A 17,860-nucleotide genomic window follows, 5' to 3' on the forward strand; every position below is an offset into this window, starting at 1 on the left:
AATTCCACGACGTCGACATTTGATCCGGCCGCTGTGACGAAGCGTCACTTGCAATTCGACCCCGTCGGGTCTCCACTTGCGACAGCCATGCGGATCGCCACGTTCAACGTTCAAAACATGCGCCTGATACACGGCGGCAAGTGCGACCGCCTGCGCGGCGCGAGAGATCGCCCCGGCAACGTGCCGGCCAGCGCGGCCGAGCGCGCGCTCGACACGATCGACCGCAAGATGACCGCGGCCGTCATCCGCGACGCCGATGCCGACATCGTCGCCCTGCAGGAGGTCTTCGACCTGGAGACGCTCGACTATTTCCACGACCGGTTTCTTCTTCCCGCCGGTGCCGGTCCCTATCCCTACCGCGTCTGCGAACCCGGCAATGACGGCCATGGCTACGACGTCGCCATCATCAGCCGCATACCGGTCGAGCGCGCGCGCAGCCACGCCACCTTGCGGCCGGCCGACATAGGACTGTGCGCACCGTCCGGCGTCGACCCGCAGCTGCCGGTCTTTCGCCGCGATTGTCTCGCCGTCGAGATCGTCGGGCTGTCGTTCTATGTCTGCCACTTCAAGGCGCCCTACCCCGAGCCCGAACTGGCTTTCGCAATCCGGCAAACCGAAGCCGCCGCGGTGCGCCGGCTGATCGAGCGCGATTTTCCTGATCCGGAGACCGGACGTTGGCTGATTGTCGGCGACCTCAACGAACATGGGCGTTCGCCGCCGGCCATCCGGTGTCTGCTCGACGGCTTTTCGGTCGATCTGCTGGAGCGCGTCCCCGAGGGCAGACGCTGGTCGTTTCATCTCGAAGAAACCGAACGCTACAGCCGCCCCGACACGATCCTCGTGTCACCTGCGCTGGCCGCAGAATGGTCGGACGCAACGCCCGAACTGATCCGCGAGGGCATGGGCTACGACAGTCCCCGCTATGGCGGCGATCGCCTGCCAGGTGTCGGCTTTCACCGGCCCCACGCCAGCGACCACGCAGCACTGGTGGTGGAGGTCACCGGCACGTCTTAGACCAGCCGGCTCTGTTCCAGCGCCGCCGCGATGAAGCTGCTGAACAGCGGATGCGGCTCGAATGGCCGTGACTTCAGTTCCGGGTGATACTGCACGCCTATGAACCAGGGGTGGTTGGCATATTCGATCGTCTCCGGCAGCACACCATCGGGCGACAGGCCGGAGAACACCAGACCGCATTCCTCGAGCCGTTCGCGATAGTCGATATTGACCTCGTAGCGATGCCTGTGGCGTTCCGAAATATCGGTGTCGCCATATATTCCGGCGATGCGCGTCTCTTCCTTGAGAACCGCCTTGTAGGCGCCCAAGCGCATCGTTCCGCCAAGGTCGCCGGCCTGGGTCCGTTTTTCCAGCATGTTGCCCTTCAGCCATTCGGTCATGAGACCGACGACCGGCTCCTTCGCCGGACCGAACTCGGTCGACCCGGCTTCGGCGATTCCCGCCAGCGAGCGTGCCGCCTCCAACACCGCCATCTGCATGCCGAAACAGATCCCGAAATACGGGACCTCACGTTCCCTGGCAAAGCGCGCGGCAAGGATCTTGCCTTCCGAGCCACGTTCGCCGAATCCGCCCGGCACGAGAATGCCGTGCACCTTTTCCAGATAAGGCGACGGGTCCTCACCCTCGAAGATCTCGGATTCGATCCACTCGATGTTGACACGCACCCGGTTGGCCATGCCACCGTGATAAAGCGCTTCGATCAGTGATTTGTAGGCGTCTTTAAGGCCCGTATACTTGCCGACGACGGCGATGGTCACCTCGCCTTCCGGATTGTGAATGCGCCCCGAAACGTCGTCCCATACCGCCATGCGCGGCTGCGGCGCCGGATCGATACCGAAGGCGGCCAGCACTTCCTCGTCCAGCCCCTCGTCGTGATAAGCCTTCGGCACGTCGTAGATCGTCGACACGTCGAGTGCTTGGATGACGGCCGATTCGCGGACATTGCAGAAGAGCGAGAGCTTCTTGCGCTCCGACTCAGGGATATCGCGATCGGCCCGCACTAGCAGGATGTCGGGCGCGATACCGATCGACCGCAACTCCTTGACGGAATGCTGCGTTGGCTTCGTCTTCAATTCGCCGGCTGCCGGAATGTAGGGCATCAGCGTCAGATGCACATAGACCGCGTTGCCGCGCGGCAGGTCGTTGCCCAGTTGCCGGATCGCCTCCATGAACGGCATCGCCTCGATATCGCCCACGGTGCCGCCAATTTCGCACAATACGAAATCGTAACCCTCATTGCCGTCGATGACGAAGTTCTTGATCTCATCGGTAACATGCGGGATCACCTGCACCGTAGCGCCGAGATAGTCGCCACGCCGTTCCTTGGCGATGATGTTCTGGTAGATTCGGCCGGTCGTGATGTTGTCGTTCTGGTTCGCGGATCGGCCTGTGAAGCGCTCGTAGTGCCCGAGGTCGAGATCGGTCTCTGCGCCATCGTCGGTCACGAAGACTTCGCCGTGCTGATAAGGCGACATCGTTCCTGGATCGACGTTCAGATAGGGGTCGAGTTTTTTCAGACGAACGCTATATCCGCGCGCCTGCAAAAGCGCGCCGAGAGCGGCGGAAGCGATGCCTTTTCCGAGAGAGGAAACCACGCCACCAGTGATGAATACATACCGTGCCATGGGACCTGACCGATAGCCGCTCCGATGCGATTCCGCAAAGAAAAAAAACGCCGATGCGAGTTACCCACATTCGGCGCTTTTCTGCGTGTCGTTGAACTCAGTTGTTGGGAACGATGGGAGCCGGGCTTCCGCTCGCCGGAGCTCCGTCCTGTCCGCCCAGTTGATCGAGAACGCCGCCGCCGCTGCTTTCGCCGCCGTTATCCTGTTGAACCTGTGCGGGCACACGGTCGAGGATGTCGGTGGGGCTTTCGCCGTAGCGCGCAAGCAGGCCAAGCGCAATGGATGTCGCAAAGAAGCCCGCTGCGAGGATCGAAGTCGTGCGGGTCAATGTGTCGGCCGCACCGCGCGCCGACATGAATCCGCCGCCACCGCCGCCGCCGATTCCGAGCGCGCCGCCTTCCGAACGCTGAAGAAGGACGACCGCAACAAGTGCGATAACGATCATGAGGTGGATAACGATCAATACGGTTTGCATGGCGTTTTCTGATTTTTGGATTTGACGCGCGTCCCTACACGGTTCGCGCGTCAAAGAGAAGTACCCTTTGGCAAATCATCCCTTGGGTGCTTCACAGATGGCGAGGAAGTCTGCCGCTTTCAAGCTTGCTCCGCCGATAAGCCCACCGTCGACATTGGGGATGGCCAGGATTTCCCCTGCGTTTGTCGGCTTCATCGATCCGCCATAGAGGATGCGCATCCCGTCGCCTTCGCTGTCGAAACGTTTGACGAGCGCGTTGCGGATGAATGCGTGCATGGCCGCGATATCATCCGCCGATGGAACGAGGCCGGTGCCGATCGCCCAAACCGGTTCATAAGCGATCACCGTGTTGGCTGCAGTGGCTCCGTCGGGGGCCGATCCCGCGAGTTGCACGCCAACAACGTCTTCTGCCTTGCCGGCTTCCCGTTCCTCGCGGGTCTCGCCGACGCAGATGATTGCGGTCATCCCTGCGCGCCAGGCAGCCGCAGCCTTTGCCGCAATGTCCGCGTCCAGCTCGCCGTGATCGGCACGGCGCTCGGAATGCCCGACAATGACCGCCTGTGCGCCGGCATCCTTAAGCATCTCGGCGGAAACATCGCCGGTGTGAGCGCCGCTGGCAGCCGCGTGACAGTCCTGCGCCCCAATGGCGACGATATGCCCAGAAGCGGCGTTTGCTGCGCGTTCGATCAGCGTAAAGGGAACACAGATCGCTGCATCCATCTCTTCGCCACGCGGCTGCGGCAAGCCTTGGCAAATCCCGGCAAGTTCATCCAGTGCGTCGGACGTCCCGTTCATTTTCCAGTTGCCCGCGATCAGCGGCTTCACACCCGGTGTCATGCGTACTCCCCTAGAGTTGTGTTTCGCCGTGTTAGCCTCTGCGCCCCGCGAGGAAAAGGCCTGGCATGCGCTTGCGTCGCCTCGAATCCGCTCCTAAAACACGCCGGACAATAAATCAGGTTCACATTACATGCTTGACGCTCTGCGCAAATCCTCGCGATCCTGGGTCGCCAAGGCGCTTCTTCTGTTGTTGCTGGTCAGTTTCGCCGTCTGGGGCGTGTCCGGCCAGATTTTCTCTGGTGGCCCCGGCGAGGCCGTCGTGACCGCGGGAGAGACCAGCGTCTCGGTGCTGGACTATCGCCTTGCCTACGATCGGCAGGTCTCGGTCCTGTCGCGCCAGTTCGGCCAGCGCATCAGCCGTGAACAGGCCCGGCTTTTCGGCATCGACCAGCAGATACTCGGTCAGCTGGCGGCAGGCGCAGTGCTTGATGAACAATCGAGAATCATGAATCTCGGCCTTTCGAAGGATCGTATCGCCGCGCTGATAGCCGAAGACCCTGCTTTTCACGGCGCCAACGGCCAGTTCAGCCGGCAGAATTTCTCTTTCGTGCTCCGCAACGTCGGGATGACCGAGGACGAGTACATCGAAAACCGACAGGCGGTCGCGATCCGTCAGCAGTTGGTCGAAGCCGTGGCCGATGGTCTGACGGCGCCCGCCACCCTGCTCGATGCCATCGCCCAGCATTCCGGCGAGACGCGCGACGTTTCTTACATCGCGCTCAACGATCAGGCGATTGAACCGGTCGCCCAGCCTGAGGAATCGGCACTGCGAACCTATTTCGACGCCAACAAGAGCCGCTACCGCGCGCCCGAGTATCGCGCGATCGAGTTCGTCCGACTGGCGCCGGAAGAGATCCTCGACGAGGAATCTGTTTCCGAAGACGACATGCGTGCCGACTACGAGGCGAACCAGGATCGTTACACCAGCGAGGAAACCCGCACGATCGAGCAGTTGGTCTTCCAGCAGGAAGCCGATGCGGTCGCCGCCCATGAACGTATCCTCGGCGGCCAGTCCTTCGAAGACGCAGTCGTTGAAACCGGAAGAACCTTGGCCGATGCGTCCATCGGCACCGTTCGAAAATCCGATCTCCCCGACCCGGCCGTAGCCGATGCGGCATTCGCCGTTCCGAACGCAGGCGATATCAGTGAGGTCGTGGAAGGAGCATTCGGCTCGATCATCGTTCGTGTCACCGCGATTAACTCCGCCACGGTAAAATCCTATGACGAAGTCAAGGACGATATCCGGCGGGAACTGGCGCTGGTCGAAGCCAATGACGTGCTCCTTGATGTGCACGATGCCTATGAGGACGCTCGCGCCGGCGGGCAATCGCTGCGGGAAGCGTCCAACGCGCAGAAGCTGCAACCGCTTGAGATCGCGGCGATCGACGCACAGGGCCTCGATACGGCGGGGGCTGCGGTTAGCTCGATCCCCGAGCAGGCCGAATTGGTCTCCGCCGCATTCGAAGCTGAGCAAGGCGTCGAGAACCCACCGATCAACGCCGGCAATAGCGGTTTCATCTGGTACGAGGTGACCGATGTGACGCCATCGCGCGACCGCACGTTTGAAGAAGTTCGCGACCGCGTTGCCGAGGACTGGATCGCCGACGAAACTGACAATCGTGTCAGGGCACTTGCAGAGGAACTGCTGTCACGGATCGGGACAGGATCGGCAATCCCCGACATCGGCGAATCCGAGGGCTACGCGGTGCTCGCCAAGTATGGCCTGCAGCGAAACAGCGATGATCCGGATTTCGGGCGTGACGGCACTGCGGAGGTGTTCGACGGCGGCTCCGATCACAACGGTCTGGTCAAAGCTCCCGCCGCCAACACCTACAACGTGTTCCAGGTCACCACGGTCGCGCAGGCGCTCGGAGGCGTCGAAGCACTGCCCTCCGAACTCAGGCCAACCCTTGAATCGGCGATGTCCGATGATCTGTTGGATCAGTTGGTCGCAAAACTGCAGATGGAGTATCGGGTCCAGGTTTATCAGAGCGCCATCGACCGCGCCCTCACCCTGCAGTAACGGACGACGCGATGGCCGACCTCAGACCATTCATCGCCAAGGCAGCGACCGGCGCGCCGCTAACCGCTGCCGAAGCGCGCGATGCGTTCGACGTCATGATGTCCGGCGGCGCCACGCCATCGCAGATCGGGGGTTTCTTGATGGCGCTACGCGTTCGCGGCGAAACCGTGGACGAGATCGTCGGCGCAGTCATCGTGATGCGCGAGAAGATGACCCGCGTGGATGCGCCGGACAACGCCATCGACATCGTTGGAACCGGCGGCGACAATTCGGGAAGCTACAATGTGTCGACATGTGCGGCTTTCATCGCAGCGGGCGCCGGCGCCACGATCGCCAAGCACGGCAACCGATCGCTTTCATCGAAGTCCGGCTCGGCAGAGGCGCTGAGCGAACTGGGCCTCGACCTCGAGGCGTCGCCCAAAACAATCGAACGCTGCATTCGCGAGGGCGGCCTCGGCTTCATGTTCGCGCCGATGCATCATTCTGCGATGCGGCATGTCGGCCCCAGCCGCGTCGAACTCGGCACCAGAACGATCTTCAACTTGCTTGGACCACTGTCGAATCCGGCCGGTGTCAACCGGCAGCTCGTAGGCGTGTTTGCGCTCGAATGGGTGGAGCCGGTCGCCCATGTGCTCAAGGAGATGGGATCGGAGCATGTGTGGGTCGTCCATGGCGACGGGCTGGACGAGATCACCACCGCAGGCGAGACTCAGGTCGCCGAGTTGAAAGACGGGTCCGTCACGACTTTCACGATAAAGCCGGAAGACCACGGAATTGCGCGCGTCGGCATGGAAGCGCTGAAAGGCGGCGATCCGAAATACAATGCGGCAGCGCTTCGGCAGGTCCTGAGGGGCGCGCGCAACGCCTACCGCGACATCGCCTGCCTGAACGCGGCCGCTGGACTGGTTGTTGCCGGGATGGCCGCGACCGTCGACGATGGCCTTGAATTGGCCTTTCGGTCCATCGACGAAGGCCATGCCGAAGCAGTGGCGGAGAATGTCGCCCGCTTGTCCCAAGAGGGTGTGGAGTAGATCGAGATGACGGATATCCTGAAGCGGATCGAGGTCTATAAGCGCGAGGAAATCGCCACTGCGCAAGCCGCCGTGCCACTTGCCGAACTTCTGTCCATTTGCGCCGACGTGGAACCGCCGCGCGGTTTCCTGTCGGCGCTCAAGCAAAGTCGGGATGCCGGGGCTCTCGGCCTCATAGCCGAGATCAAGAAAGCGAGCCCGTCAAAGGGTCTGATCCGCGAGGACTTCGACCCGCCCATGCTGGCGCGCGCCTATCAGGACGGCGGCGCCACCTGCCTGTCGGTCCTCACCGACAAACCGTCGTTCCAGGGCGCTCCGGAATTCCTGACCGCAGCCAGAAACGCGACGCGCCTTCCGGCCTTGCGCAAGGATTTCATGTTTGAAACCTATCAGGTGCATGAAGCGCGAAGCTGGGGCGCCGACGCTATCCTGATCATCCTGGCGGCTGTCGGCGATGACGATGCGCGCCGGCTGGAGGAGGCAGCATTCGAACTGGGCATGGATGCGTTGATCGAGGTCCATGACGAGGCCGAGATGGAACGTGCGCTGCAACTCCAGTCGCCGCTCATCGGTATCAACAACCGCGACCTGCGGTCATTCAATGTCGATCTCGCTACAACCGAGCGGCTTGCGCCCATGGCCAGCGGCGATCGCCTGATGGTCGGCGAAAGCGGTATTTCCACCCATGGCGATTGCACCCGGCTCGCCAACGCCGGCGTTTCAACCGTCCTCGTGGGCGAGAGCCTGATGCGGCAACCCGATGTCGCCACCGCCACGCGCGTCCTGCTCGGCGGCGAGACCCCGGCCCGGCGGTCTGCCTGACATGACATCCAATGGAGATGATCTGACCCATCTGGGCAGCGATGGCGCGGCCAACATGGTCGATGTCGGCTCCAAGAAGGATACGGTTCGCGAGGCAGTCGCCGAGGGTTTCGTGCGCACGTCTGCTGATACGTTGCAGGCCATTCTTGCGGGCAATGCCAAGAAAGGCGATGTCGTGTCGGTGGCACGGGTCGCCGGCATCATGGCGGCCAAGCGCACCCACGAACTGATCCCGCTCTGCCATCCGCTGCTCTTGACCAAGGTGTCGGTCGATATCGAACCCGATCAAGACCTGCCTGGTTTCCGCGTCGAGGCGCTGGCGCGCGTCACTGGGCAGACCGGCGTCGAGATGGAGGCGCTGACCGCCGCCTCGGTCGCCTGCCTGACGATCTACGACATGGCCAAGGCCATCGACAAGGGTATCGAGATCGGCCCTCTGCGGCTATTGGCCAAGTCCGGCGGCAAATCGGGCGACTGGAAACGGAGCGCTTCTTGAAGAACGGCCTGATCCCGGTCTCGGAAGCCCGAGAGCGCCTGCTTTCAGACACCGCGCCGCTGCCCACGCAGACCGTGCCGCTGGAGGAAGCGGCCGGCCGGATACTAGCGGCCGACCTAGCGGCGCGGCGCACCCAGCCGCCGCAGCCCATATCCGCCATGGACGGCTACGCGGTGCGTGCCGCCGATATAGCCACGGCGCCTGCTGAACTGCGCCTTGTCGGCCAGGCTGCGGCCGGCCACCCCTTCAACGGCACGGTGGGTCCCGGCGAAACCGCGCGCATCTTCACCGGCGCAGTAGTGCCCGATGGCGCCGACACGATCCTGATCCAGGAAGACGCCACCGTGGGCGAGAACGGCGCCGTCACCGCCAATGTCAGCGAAAGGCAAGGCCGCTATGTCCGCCCTGCCGGTCTCGATTTTGAGACCGGACAAACCGTGCTCACAACCGGCGCGCAACTCGATGCCGGTGCGCTTTGCCTTGCCGCTGCCGCCAACCATCCGCAATTGCCCGTCATTCGCCGCCCGCTGGTCGCCATCCTTGCCACCGGCGACGAATTGCTGCCGCCCGGCGCCGCGCCCGGACCGGGCCAGATCATCGCCTCCAACGGCTATGGCGTCGCCGCACTGGCCCGTGAATCAGGCGCCGACATTCTCGATCTCGGCATCGCCCGCGACACCGCCGCCGATCTGGAAGCCGCGCTCGACAAGGCGCGTGCTGCCCCTGCCGACATCCTGGTCACGCTGGGCGGCGCCTCTGTCGGCGACCACGATCTCGTCCAACAGGTCTTTGTCGACAACGGCATGGCGCTCGACTTCTGGCGCATCGCCATGCGGCCCGGCAAGCCGCTGATGCTCGGCCGGCTTGGCGACATGCGCATTCTGGGCCTGCCCGGCAACCCCGTCTCCAGCCTGGTCTGCGGCCACCTGTTCCTGAAGCCGCTTACCGAGGCCCTCGCCGGTCGACCCAATTCAGCCTGCTGGATCGAGGCCCGCCTCGACAACGCGCTGCCCGAAAACGACAAGCGCGAAGACTACCTGCGCGCCCGCGCCTATCGCGACAAATCGGGCGCGCTGCGCGTCAAGACTTTCTCGCGCCAAGATTCGTCGATGATTCGCGTCTTCTCGCAGTCAAACGTTCTTGTCCGGCGTCCTCCGTTCGCACCGGCCGCGGCCGCAGAAACGCTCGTCAAGGCCCTCGCCCTGAATTCGACGCCGATTTAAACGTTTGTTAAACGGTTGCAGAACACAACTGGAACATATAAAGACTGTTCAGGTTTTGTTTTCGATTCCGGAGCCGGAAATGCTCACACGCAAGCAACTCGAACTGCTCATGTTCATCAATGAGCGCCTCAGAGAAACGGGCGTTCCCCCTTCATTCGATGAAATGAAGGAAGCGCTCGACCTAGCATCGAAATCGGGCATTCACCGTTTGATCACGGCGCTGGAAGAACGCGGCTTCATCCGCCGTCTGCCGAACCGGGCGCGTGCGCTTGAGGTGATCCGGCTTCCCGACACGCTGACCCCGTCGACCCAGCGGCGCGGCTTCTCGCCAAGCGTCATCGAAGGCAGCCTTGGCAAGCCGGCACAGGCCGCGGCGCCTAGGCCGGAGGTCAAGAGCGCCAATGATGATGCAACCCGGTCATCCATTCCGATCCCCGTAATGGGCAAGATCGCCGCCGGCGTACCCATTTCCGCGATTGAACACCAAACACGCACTCTGTCGCTACCACCGGACATGATCGGCAGCGGCGAACATTACGCGCTGGAAGTCGAGGGCGATTCGATGATCGATGCCGGCATCTTCAATGGCGACACGGCGATCATCAAGCGCGGCGAGACGGCAAATGCCGGCGATATCATCGTCGCGCTTGTCGATGACGAGGAAGCGACATTGAAGCGCTTCCGGCGCAAGGGCGCGTCGATCGCGCTGGAGGCCGCGAATCCCGCTTATGAAACACGGATTTTCGGACCGGACCGGGTGCAGGTACAAGGCCGGTTGGTCGGCTTGATCCGCCGCTACTGACGGCTGTTGCGCCGACGCTCGGCAAGGTTGCGCGCCGCGCGCGAAAAGCGGCGGTGCTCCAGCCACGGCCTTTCCGGTCCGGCCAGCGCGTGCCGGATATCGATTTCTCCGACGCCTGAGACGTGGATTTCTGCAGCCCCGTAAAGCGCCAGTTGCCTGGCCGACAGCAGTGGCCGCCCATTCGGACAGTATTGCCAGGACGGCGCGTCGGCGACGACGACCAGATCGAAGGTGCGGCAGGCTTCGCCCTGCCTGTCCGCCCAGTTCTTGTGGGCCTGATGCACATTGTCCTGCGGGCCTGGATCGGTCAGATAGCCGATCCGCGTTGTACCGGCGGAGCCGGCTGATGCGACGCAGCTCATGTCATCGCACTGTATGACATCGGAGGCCCCCGGCAAAACCGTCGTCCGCGCGCCGGAGGCACCACTCCACAGGTTGAGGGTAAACGCATTCGGCCGTTTGCGGTTGACGTGCAGCCTGATCCCTTCAGCGCTGCGCTCAAGGACGGCGAATTGCCGCGCGTCTTCCGAGACGATTGCCACTGGCGGGACGGACAATTGCCAGACAACAATCGCGCCCGTCAGGGGCAAGAGCGACAGAAAGCGCAAGACCGTCGAAAACAAACAGGTGCACACAAGCGCCAGCACGAACAGAAACAGCGCAAGATCCGGCATCTGGCCGGTCGCGATGGGCGGCGAGAGCGCGGCAACGCGTTCCGCGATGACGATGACCTGCTCAACCGACCAGGCCATCAGTTGCAACGGAACCGCATGCATGCCGAAGGGCATGGCCATCACGGAGACAACGGCGAGCGGCATGACCAGCAGCGACACAAGAGGCATCGCCGCCAGATTGGCGAGAAGCCCGTAGGGTGCGACCCGCCCGAAGTGGTAAGACGCAAATACACCGGTCGCAAGACCCGCTACCAACGAGGTGACCGCAAGACCGGCGACAAAGAGCAGAACCCGACGGGCCACCTGCCCTGCAAGGCCACGTTGCTCGTGGCTGTTCGCGGACCGCCTGCCCTGCCTGTGATCGCGCCAGGCCGCGTAGACGGCTATCAGGGCCGCGGTTGCGGCAAACGACATCTGGAAGCCGGGCCCGGTCACTTCGTGCGGCGCCAGCATGACCACCGCGATCGCAGCCAATGCCAGATTGCGCATGGTCACCGCGCTGCGGTCGAATGTCAGCGCCAGCAACATGATCGCAAGCATGATGAACGATCTTTGCGTCGCCACGCTTGCCCCAGCGAGAAACAGATAGAAGCCTGTGGCCGCCAGCGCGACAGCCGCTGCATATTTTTTGACCGGCCGCCGCGCCGACCAGTTGGGCGCGAGTGCGAATCCGGTTCGCAGCAAGGTCATGACCGTCGCCGCGACCAGCGCCATGTGCAATCCGGATATCGACAGGATGTGCGCCAGTCCGGAGGTTCTCAACGCTTCGGTCACGTCGGCGGGAATAACGGACTTGTTGCCGGTGATCAGCGTGACGGCGACAGCGCCGCCTCGCCCGTCCGTCACGCGCGCGATTTCCGCCCCGATGGCTTGGCGCAATCGCGCGATCCCCAGCGCAAACCGGTCGGAACCGCCATCTCCTGACGCCAGAACCACGACCGATGGCTCGCCCAGAAAGAATCCGTTGGCGCCATAGCCGTCAAAGTAAGCGTGAATGGTGAAATCGTAGCCGCCCGGATGAAACGGGCCGGATATCGGCATCAAGCGTGCAACGCCCTTGATCCCGCCCCCGATTTGCAGCCCCTGTGGCAGACGTGACGCGGTCAGGCGTACCCGGTCCGGGGCATATCTGAGCTTCGGACGTTCGGTCGCCAAAATGTCGACCGTCAGCCGCGTCCGCCCATTGGCCCTTTCCTCGATCGCTGCAATGCGGCCGGTCAGGCGTGTCGTAACCGCCGAACCGAGCATTTGCTGCGGCGACATCGATGCATGCCATTGCGCCAGCAGCGTGCCCGCCACAACAAGCGCGAGAGCTGCGGCAATCGCACGCGCGATACGGGCGCTGTCACGCACCAGCGCGAGGAACGCAGCGGGCACCGCAAGCCATAATACAAGACCATAGGCCGCCGGTTCGTCGGACATCTGGAAGTACCAGACGACACCTGCGCACAGTGCGACCGGCACGAACAGAAATGCCGTTCCGACTGCCCGTTCGCGCGCAAAAGCGGCGCTGAGCGTTCGCAACGCTGCATGCCAAATCCGGCGAAACCGCACTCGCGCCCGCGTCGCTGCGGGACGCGTTTGCCACTTCCGATCGGCATCGCCGTCTTGCTGACCGCTCCGATCGGTCTTCGGCGTTGCGATTTCGGGGTTGAAAAACACCCGCTCGTCGACCACCGTTTCCGGCGCATCGCCCGGTTCCCGGCTCATTGAGCGCCACCACGCTTGCTACTGGGGCAGCCGCGGCCAGGCCCGGCCAAACTTGCACTTGCGGGTTCGTGTGTTACAGGTGGCGCGACTTTAAGGCGGCCACATCTGCGCCGCTCGGCACTCACGACAAATCGGAGCATTGAATGACTGGCGAGGTCGTTACCCGTTTCGCCCCCTCCCCGACCGGCTTCCTGCATATCGGCGGCGCGCGCACCGCGCTGTTCAACTGGCTTTACGCCCGTCACACCAACGGCAAGATGCTTTTGAGGATTGAGGATACCGATAGGGAAAGATCGTCGCAAGAAGCCGTCGATGCCATCATCGCCGGGCTGCAGTGGCTGGGCCTCGAATGCGATGGCGATCCGGTTTCGCAATTCGCTCGCGCCGACCGCCACCGCGCGGTCGCCATGGAATTGCTGAATGCCGGCAAGGCCTACTACTGCTATGCCTCGCAGGAGGAACTCGCCGAAATGCGCGAAAAGGCGCGCGCCGAAGGCCGCCCGCCACGTTATGACGGGCGCTGGCGCGACCGCGATGCGTCGGAAGCGCCATCAGGCGTGTCTCCGGTCATCCGCATCAAGGCGCCGCGCGACGGCGAAACCGTGGTCCGCGACCACGTTCAGGGCGACGTTCGCTTTCCCAACAAGGATCTCGACGATTTCATCGTCCTGCGGTCCGACGGTTCGCCGACCTATATGCATGCTGTCGTCGTCGACGACCATGACATGGGGGTCACGCATATCATTCGCGGTGATGACCACCTCACCAATGCGGCGCGCCAGACGATCATCTATCAGGCCATGGGCTGGCCGGTGCCCGAGATGGCGCATATTCCGCTGATCCATGGCGCCGACGGCGCAAAACTCTCCAAACGCCATGGGGCGCTCGGTGTCGAGGCGTATCGCGACATGGGCTATCTGCCCGAGGCGCTGCGCAACTACTTGGCCCGTCTGGGTTGGAGCCACGGCGACGACGAGATTATGTCGACCGAAGATATGATTTCATGGTTCGAGATCGCCGATATCAACAAGGGCGCCGCCCGGTTCGATTTCGCCAAGCTCGAAGCGCTGAATGGCCACTACATCCGCGCCGCCGACGATGCCGATCTGGTGAACCGCTTCGCCGACTTGATCGACTATCTGCCCGGATGCGCCTGGATATCTGACAGACTCGATGATACGCGACGCGGTCAGCTCCTTCAGGCCATGCCAGGTTTGAAAGAACGTGCGAAGACAATGATAGAACTCATTGATAGTTCGAGATATTTGTTTGCAAGCCGTCCACTCGACTTCGACGAGAAAGCCGCCAATATCCTCACCGACGACGCGCGCGCAGTGCTGGCGCGCTCTATTGCCGCACTTGAGGCTGTCGAGAGATGGGACGTGCCCTCGCTCGACGCCGCCATCAGGGCCCTTGCGGAAAATGAGGGGTTAAAACTCGGTAAGGTCGCACAGCCGCTGCGCGCCGCGTTGACAGGCCGTTCCACGTCGCCCGGCGTATTCGACGTACTTGCGGTGCTTGGCCGCGACGAAGCTATCGGGCGCATTCGCGATTGCGTCGCTTAGACACGAATCCCGGCACCTGTCAGGATAATGCGCCGCACAATAAGCCTATCGGCTGGCTTGGCACGATAGGGTAAATCGGCTAGCAAGCAGCCCAACAGACCGCTGTTCAGACGGTCGTTGATGCACTGCAAAACCGAACGATTATTTGTTCGGAATACTTGATGCGAAGGGAGACCCTATGTCTGAAGATAAAGCCAAACTGACGCTGTCATCGGAGGATCACGAGTTTTCCGTTCGCGAGGGCACAATTGGCCCGCGTGTTATCGACATCTCGTCGCTCTACAAGCAGACCGAAGCCTTTACTTACGACCCCGGCTTCACCTCTACGGCGTCCTGCGAATCCAAGATCACCTTCATCGACGGCGACGAAGGCATGCTGCTGCATCGAGGCTATCCGATTGAGCAGCTCGCCGAACATGGCGACTTCCTGGAAGTCTGCTACCTCCTGCTTTACGGCGAACTGCCGACCAAGGCGCAGAAGGAAGATTTCGACTACCGTGTGACCCGTCACACCATGGTTCACGAGCAGATGAACCGCTTCTTCACCGGCTTCCGGCGCGACGCACACCCGATGGCGGTCATGTGCGGCACCGTTGGCGCATTGTCGGCCTTCTATCACGATTCAACCGACATCTCCGACCCGCACCAGCGCATGGTCGCCTCAATGCGGATGATCGCCAAGATGCCGACGATCGCGGCCATGGCCTACAAGTATCATATCGGCCAACCGTTCGTTTATCCGCAAAACGGCCTCGACTACGCCTCGAACTTCCTGCGCATGTGCTTTGCGGTGCCTTGTGAGGAGTACAAGGTCAACCCGGTGCTGGCGCGCGCCATGGACCGCATCTTCATCCTGCATGCCGACCACGAGCAAAATGCCTCGACTTCGACCGTGCGCCTTGCCGGTTCGTCGGGTGCCAACCCGTTTGCCTGCATCGCAGCCGGCATTGCCTGCCTTTGGGGGCCTGCGCATGGCGGCGCCAACGAGGCAGCGCTCAACATGCTGGCGGAAATCGGCACGGCCGACCGGATCCCGGAATTCGTCACCCGCGCCAAGGACCGCGATGACCCGTTCCGCCTGATGGGCTTCGGTCACCGGGTCTACAAGAACTATGATCCGCGCGCCAAGATCATGCAGAAGACCACCCACGAGGTGCTCGGCGAACTCGGCATCAAGGACGACCCGCTGCTCGAAGTCGCGATGGAACTGGAAAAGATCGCGCTGAGCGACGAGTACTTCGTCGAGAAGAAACTCTATCCAAACATCGACTTCTATTCCGGTATCACGCTGCGCGCGCTCGGCTTCCCGACCAACATGTTCACCGTGCTGTTCTCGGTCGCGCGTACCGTCGGCTGGATTGCCCAGTGGAAGGAGATGATCGAAGACCCGCACCAGCGCATCGGCCGTCCGCGCCAGCTCTATACCGGCGCTGAACGACGCGACTACCTGCCGATCGCAAAACGGAAATAAGTCAGCTCAGGTCCGGCCGGCTTTTTCGCCGGCCGGACCGTTGATTGCATCGAGCACAACGCGCGCGGCCAGATCGCCGGGCGACATCTCAACTTCCATCAGCTTGCGGACATCGGCAAACCCCGCCATCTGCGCCGCACGCGCCGGGCTGTTTGCGTCCGCCAGCGTTTCGAGATGTCGGGCGAGCATGCCCGGGCGGATCATCTCGTCATAGAATTCCGGTACGATCGGTCGGTCGGCAATGATGTTCGGCAGCGCTGCCGACCACGTCTTGATCATCGACCGGAATGGCCGGATCAGGACATCGGTCCGGTAGCAGCTAACCGCCGGCACGCCCGCCAGCGCCAATTCCAGGATCACGGTTCCCGACGCCGCGAGCGCCGCATCGGCGACGCGAAATGCTCCGAGCTTGTCCTCGACACTGGTCGTGATCCTGGGCTGCACCGGCCAATACTGCGTCTCGCGCGTGAGAATGTCGGTCAGATAGGGCAATGTCGGAATGTGCACCCTGAACGTCCGGCCACGCTGCTGCAAAATGTCGAGCGTGCGCTCGAAGTCGCGCAACAGTGCGCTGACTTCGCCGCGTCGCGACCCCGGCAACACCAGCAGATCGAGCCCGTCGCCGGTCTTCGCCGCCGCGTCCTCGTGCCGCCCCGCCCACGCTTTTGCGAGCCCCTCGTCGATGGCGAGCGGGTGGCCGACATAATGCGTCTCCGGCCCGCCAAGCGCCGCCATGATGTCCGGCTCGAACGGGAACACGGCGAGCACCCGGTCGAAGGTTGCCTTCATCCGTCTGGCGCGCTCCGGCCGCCAAGCCCACACCGTTGGCGCGACATACTTGACGATTGGAACCCCAGCCAGCTTCTCGCGGATGCGGCGCGCCACGCGGTGCGAAAAATCTGGGCTGTCGACGAAAATCACGGCGTCCGGACGCGCGTTGGCAATTGCGTGTGCGGTCTGGCGAATCCGTAGCAACAATCGCGGCAGCGCCTTGACCACCGGCGCGATACCCGTGATCGCGATTTCCGACGGATCGAAGACCGTTTCGAGTCCACGCTCTTTCAGCGCATTTCCGCCGACGCCGACAAGGTGCGGCATCGCGCCGGTTTCCGCGGCGATCCTGTCGACCAGTCCAACGGCGAGGCTTTGTCCGGATTGCTCGCCGGCCACGACCGCAAGTGTCAGGGGCCTTGTCGAGCTCACGGGCGTTCTCCCGCATACTCGGAATCTTCGGGATCAATTCCCAAAATGAAAACGTCCAGCTGTTTTGCGGCACCGCAAGCGCTTTCATGGTCGGCGATCAGGGCGTGGCCGGCGTGAACGGCGATGCCACGCAATCCTGCGGCGGCTGCTTTCTCGACCGTGGAGATCCCGATCGTTGGCAAGTCTACGCGGATTTCCTGGTTCGGCTTGGCAAGCTTGACAAGGACACCGCCTCGCCCAGCCGGGAGCCGGCCCAGTTTCCTCAGTTCGGCCACACGCTCCAGCATGAGATCCGTGCCTTCGGCCCCTTCCAGGGCGACAATCCGCCTGCCGACAGCCACGCAAGCCTGTCCGGCATCCAGCGCGCCGAGGGTGACGGCGCCATTGGCAGCCGTCATAACCGCATCGAGATCGCGTTTTGACGGTTTCGGTCCGGCGATATTGCCCTTTCTCGCCAGCAGATCCGGCAAAAACTCGTGCACACCGCGCACCGGGTAGCCGGCCTCCTCGATCATGTCGACTACGCTACGCAACAACGTATCGTCGCCGCTACGCAGCTTGGGCAACATCCGCGCGGCAACCCGCAATGTCGGCCAATCCGGTATGGCGCGAAGTATGCTGGGGCGTCCCTTGACCGCGCCGATCATCACCACCGCCGACGGCTTGACCCGGTCCAGAATGGACATCAGCCGGCCAACATGGACCGGATAGATCGTCTCGTGTTCGAATTGCAGCAGTGCCGGGTCCGCCTCGCCCTCAATCGCGATGACGAAGGGTGCGCGACCGGCATGGCGCAAAGTCTCCACCACCTGAACCGGAAGCTGGCCACCGCCCGCGATTACCGCAACGCGGTCATCGCCTCCTGTTCGGTCGCCGCCGGATTCCATGC

General features: G+C 62.8%; 15 protein-coding genes. 9 read left to right on the forward strand and 6 right to left on the reverse strand.

Annotation, left to right across the window (positions count from 1 at the left end):
* Window positions 1–87: 87 nt before the first annotated feature.
* Entirely contained in the window at window positions 88–1,014 is a 927-nt protein-coding gene (locus ACO06R_RS14070) for an endonuclease/exonuclease/phosphatase family protein (RefSeq protein WP_421851099.1), read from the forward strand.
* Here the strand turns inward: ACO06R_RS14070 and ACO06R_RS14075 are convergent.
* The 3 genes from ACO06R_RS14075 to tpiA all read right to left on the reverse strand — a co-directional run bounded on the left by ACO06R_RS14075 (window position 1,011) and on the right by tpiA (window position 3,951).
* Entirely contained in the window at window positions 1,011–2,639 is a 1,629-nt protein-coding gene (locus ACO06R_RS14075; protein WP_421851102.1) for a CTP synthase, read from the reverse strand. The genes ACO06R_RS14070 and ACO06R_RS14075 overlap by 4 nt on opposite strands.
* 97 nt (window positions 2,640–2,736) lie before the next feature.
* Window positions 2,737–3,114 carry a preprotein translocase subunit SecG gene (gene secG, locus ACO06R_RS14080; RefSeq protein WP_421851105.1) on the reverse strand — a complete coding sequence of 126 codons (378 nt, stop codon included), beginning with the start codon at window positions 3,112–3,114 and terminating at the stop codon, window positions 2,737–2,739.
* Between the two features lie 75 nt (window positions 3,115–3,189).
* A complete protein-coding gene (tpiA, locus tag ACO06R_RS14085) occupies window positions 3,190–3,951 on the reverse strand; it encodes a triose-phosphate isomerase (RefSeq protein ID WP_421851108.1) in 762 nt (253 codons plus the stop codon).
* A 130-nt stretch (window positions 3,952–4,081) separates the two neighbouring features.
* On the opposite strand from tpiA, the gene ACO06R_RS14090 reads away from it, so the two are divergent.
* The 6 genes from ACO06R_RS14090 to lexA all read left to right on the forward strand — a co-directional run bounded on the left by ACO06R_RS14090 (window position 4,082) and on the right by lexA (window position 10,348).
* Complete coding sequence (locus ACO06R_RS14090) at window positions 4,082–5,974, forward strand: SurA N-terminal domain-containing protein (protein WP_421851110.1); 1,893 nt, start codon at window positions 4,082–4,084, stop codon at window positions 5,972–5,974.
* A gap of 11 nt (window positions 5,975–5,985) precedes the next feature.
* Window positions 5,986–7,005, forward strand: a complete 1,020-nt coding sequence (gene trpD, locus ACO06R_RS14095; protein WP_421851113.1) for an anthranilate phosphoribosyltransferase — start codon at window positions 5,986–5,988, stop codon at window positions 7,003–7,005.
* Window positions 7,006–7,011: 6 nt separating this feature from the next.
* Entirely contained in the window at window positions 7,012–7,827 is an 816-nt protein-coding gene (gene trpC / locus ACO06R_RS14100) for an indole-3-glycerol phosphate synthase TrpC (protein WP_421851116.1), read from the forward strand.
* A gap of 1 nt (window position 7,828) precedes the next feature.
* Entirely contained in the window at window positions 7,829–8,323 is a 495-nt protein-coding gene (gene moaC / locus ACO06R_RS14105) for a cyclic pyranopterin monophosphate synthase MoaC (RefSeq protein WP_421851119.1), read from the forward strand.
* Window positions 8,320–9,546 carry a gephyrin-like molybdotransferase Glp gene (gene glp / locus ACO06R_RS14110; RefSeq protein WP_421851122.1) on the forward strand — a complete coding sequence of 409 codons (1,227 nt, stop codon included), beginning with the start codon at window positions 8,320–8,322 and terminating at the stop codon, window positions 9,544–9,546. The genes moaC and glp overlap by 4 nt, the downstream gene beginning before the upstream one ends.
* A 79-nt stretch (window positions 9,547–9,625) precedes the next feature.
* On the forward strand, window positions 9,626–10,348 hold the full coding sequence (lexA, locus tag ACO06R_RS14115) for a transcriptional repressor LexA (protein ID WP_421851125.1): 723 nt from the start codon (window positions 9,626–9,628) through the stop codon (window positions 10,346–10,348).
* Here lexA and ACO06R_RS14120 read toward each other — a convergent pair.
* Window positions 10,342–12,732, reverse strand: coding sequence for a ComEC/Rec2 family competence protein (locus ACO06R_RS14120; protein WP_421851128.1), 2,391 nt, complete (start codon window positions 12,730–12,732; stop codon window positions 10,342–10,344). The genes lexA and ACO06R_RS14120 overlap by 7 nt on opposite strands.
* Before the next feature lie 143 nt (window positions 12,733–12,875).
* On the opposite strand from ACO06R_RS14120, the gene gltX reads away from it, so the two are divergent.
* Together gltX and gltA are read left to right on the forward strand one after the other, a co-directional pair.
* Window positions 12,876–14,297, forward strand: coding sequence for a glutamate--tRNA ligase (gene gltX, locus ACO06R_RS14125; RefSeq protein WP_421851132.1), 1,422 nt, complete (start codon window positions 12,876–12,878; stop codon window positions 14,295–14,297).
* A 178-nt stretch (window positions 14,298–14,475) separates the two neighbouring features.
* Entirely contained in the window at window positions 14,476–15,768 is a 1,293-nt protein-coding gene (gene gltA, locus ACO06R_RS14130) for a citrate synthase (protein ID WP_421851136.1), read from the forward strand.
* A gap of 6 nt (window positions 15,769–15,774) precedes the next feature.
* Here the strand turns inward: gltA and ACO06R_RS14135 are convergent, their stop codons facing one another.
* The gene (locus ACO06R_RS14135) at window positions 15,775–16,971 is read right to left on the reverse strand and encodes a lipid-A-disaccharide synthase (RefSeq protein WP_421851139.1); all 1,197 of its coding nucleotides are present in this window, start codon (window positions 16,969–16,971) and stop codon (window positions 15,775–15,777) included.
* Window positions 16,968–17,858 carry an LpxI family protein gene (locus ACO06R_RS14140; RefSeq protein ID WP_421851142.1) on the reverse strand — a complete coding sequence of 297 codons (891 nt, stop codon included), beginning with the start codon at window positions 17,856–17,858 and terminating at the stop codon, window positions 16,968–16,970. Before ACO06R_RS14140 ends, ACO06R_RS14135 begins: the two co-directional genes overlap by 4 nt.
* Window positions 17,859–17,860 lie beyond the last annotated feature (2 nt).

Source organism: Oricola sp. (assembly GCF_965230365.1).
Lineage (GTDB): Bacteria > Pseudomonadota > Alphaproteobacteria > Rhizobiales > Rhizobiaceae > Oricola.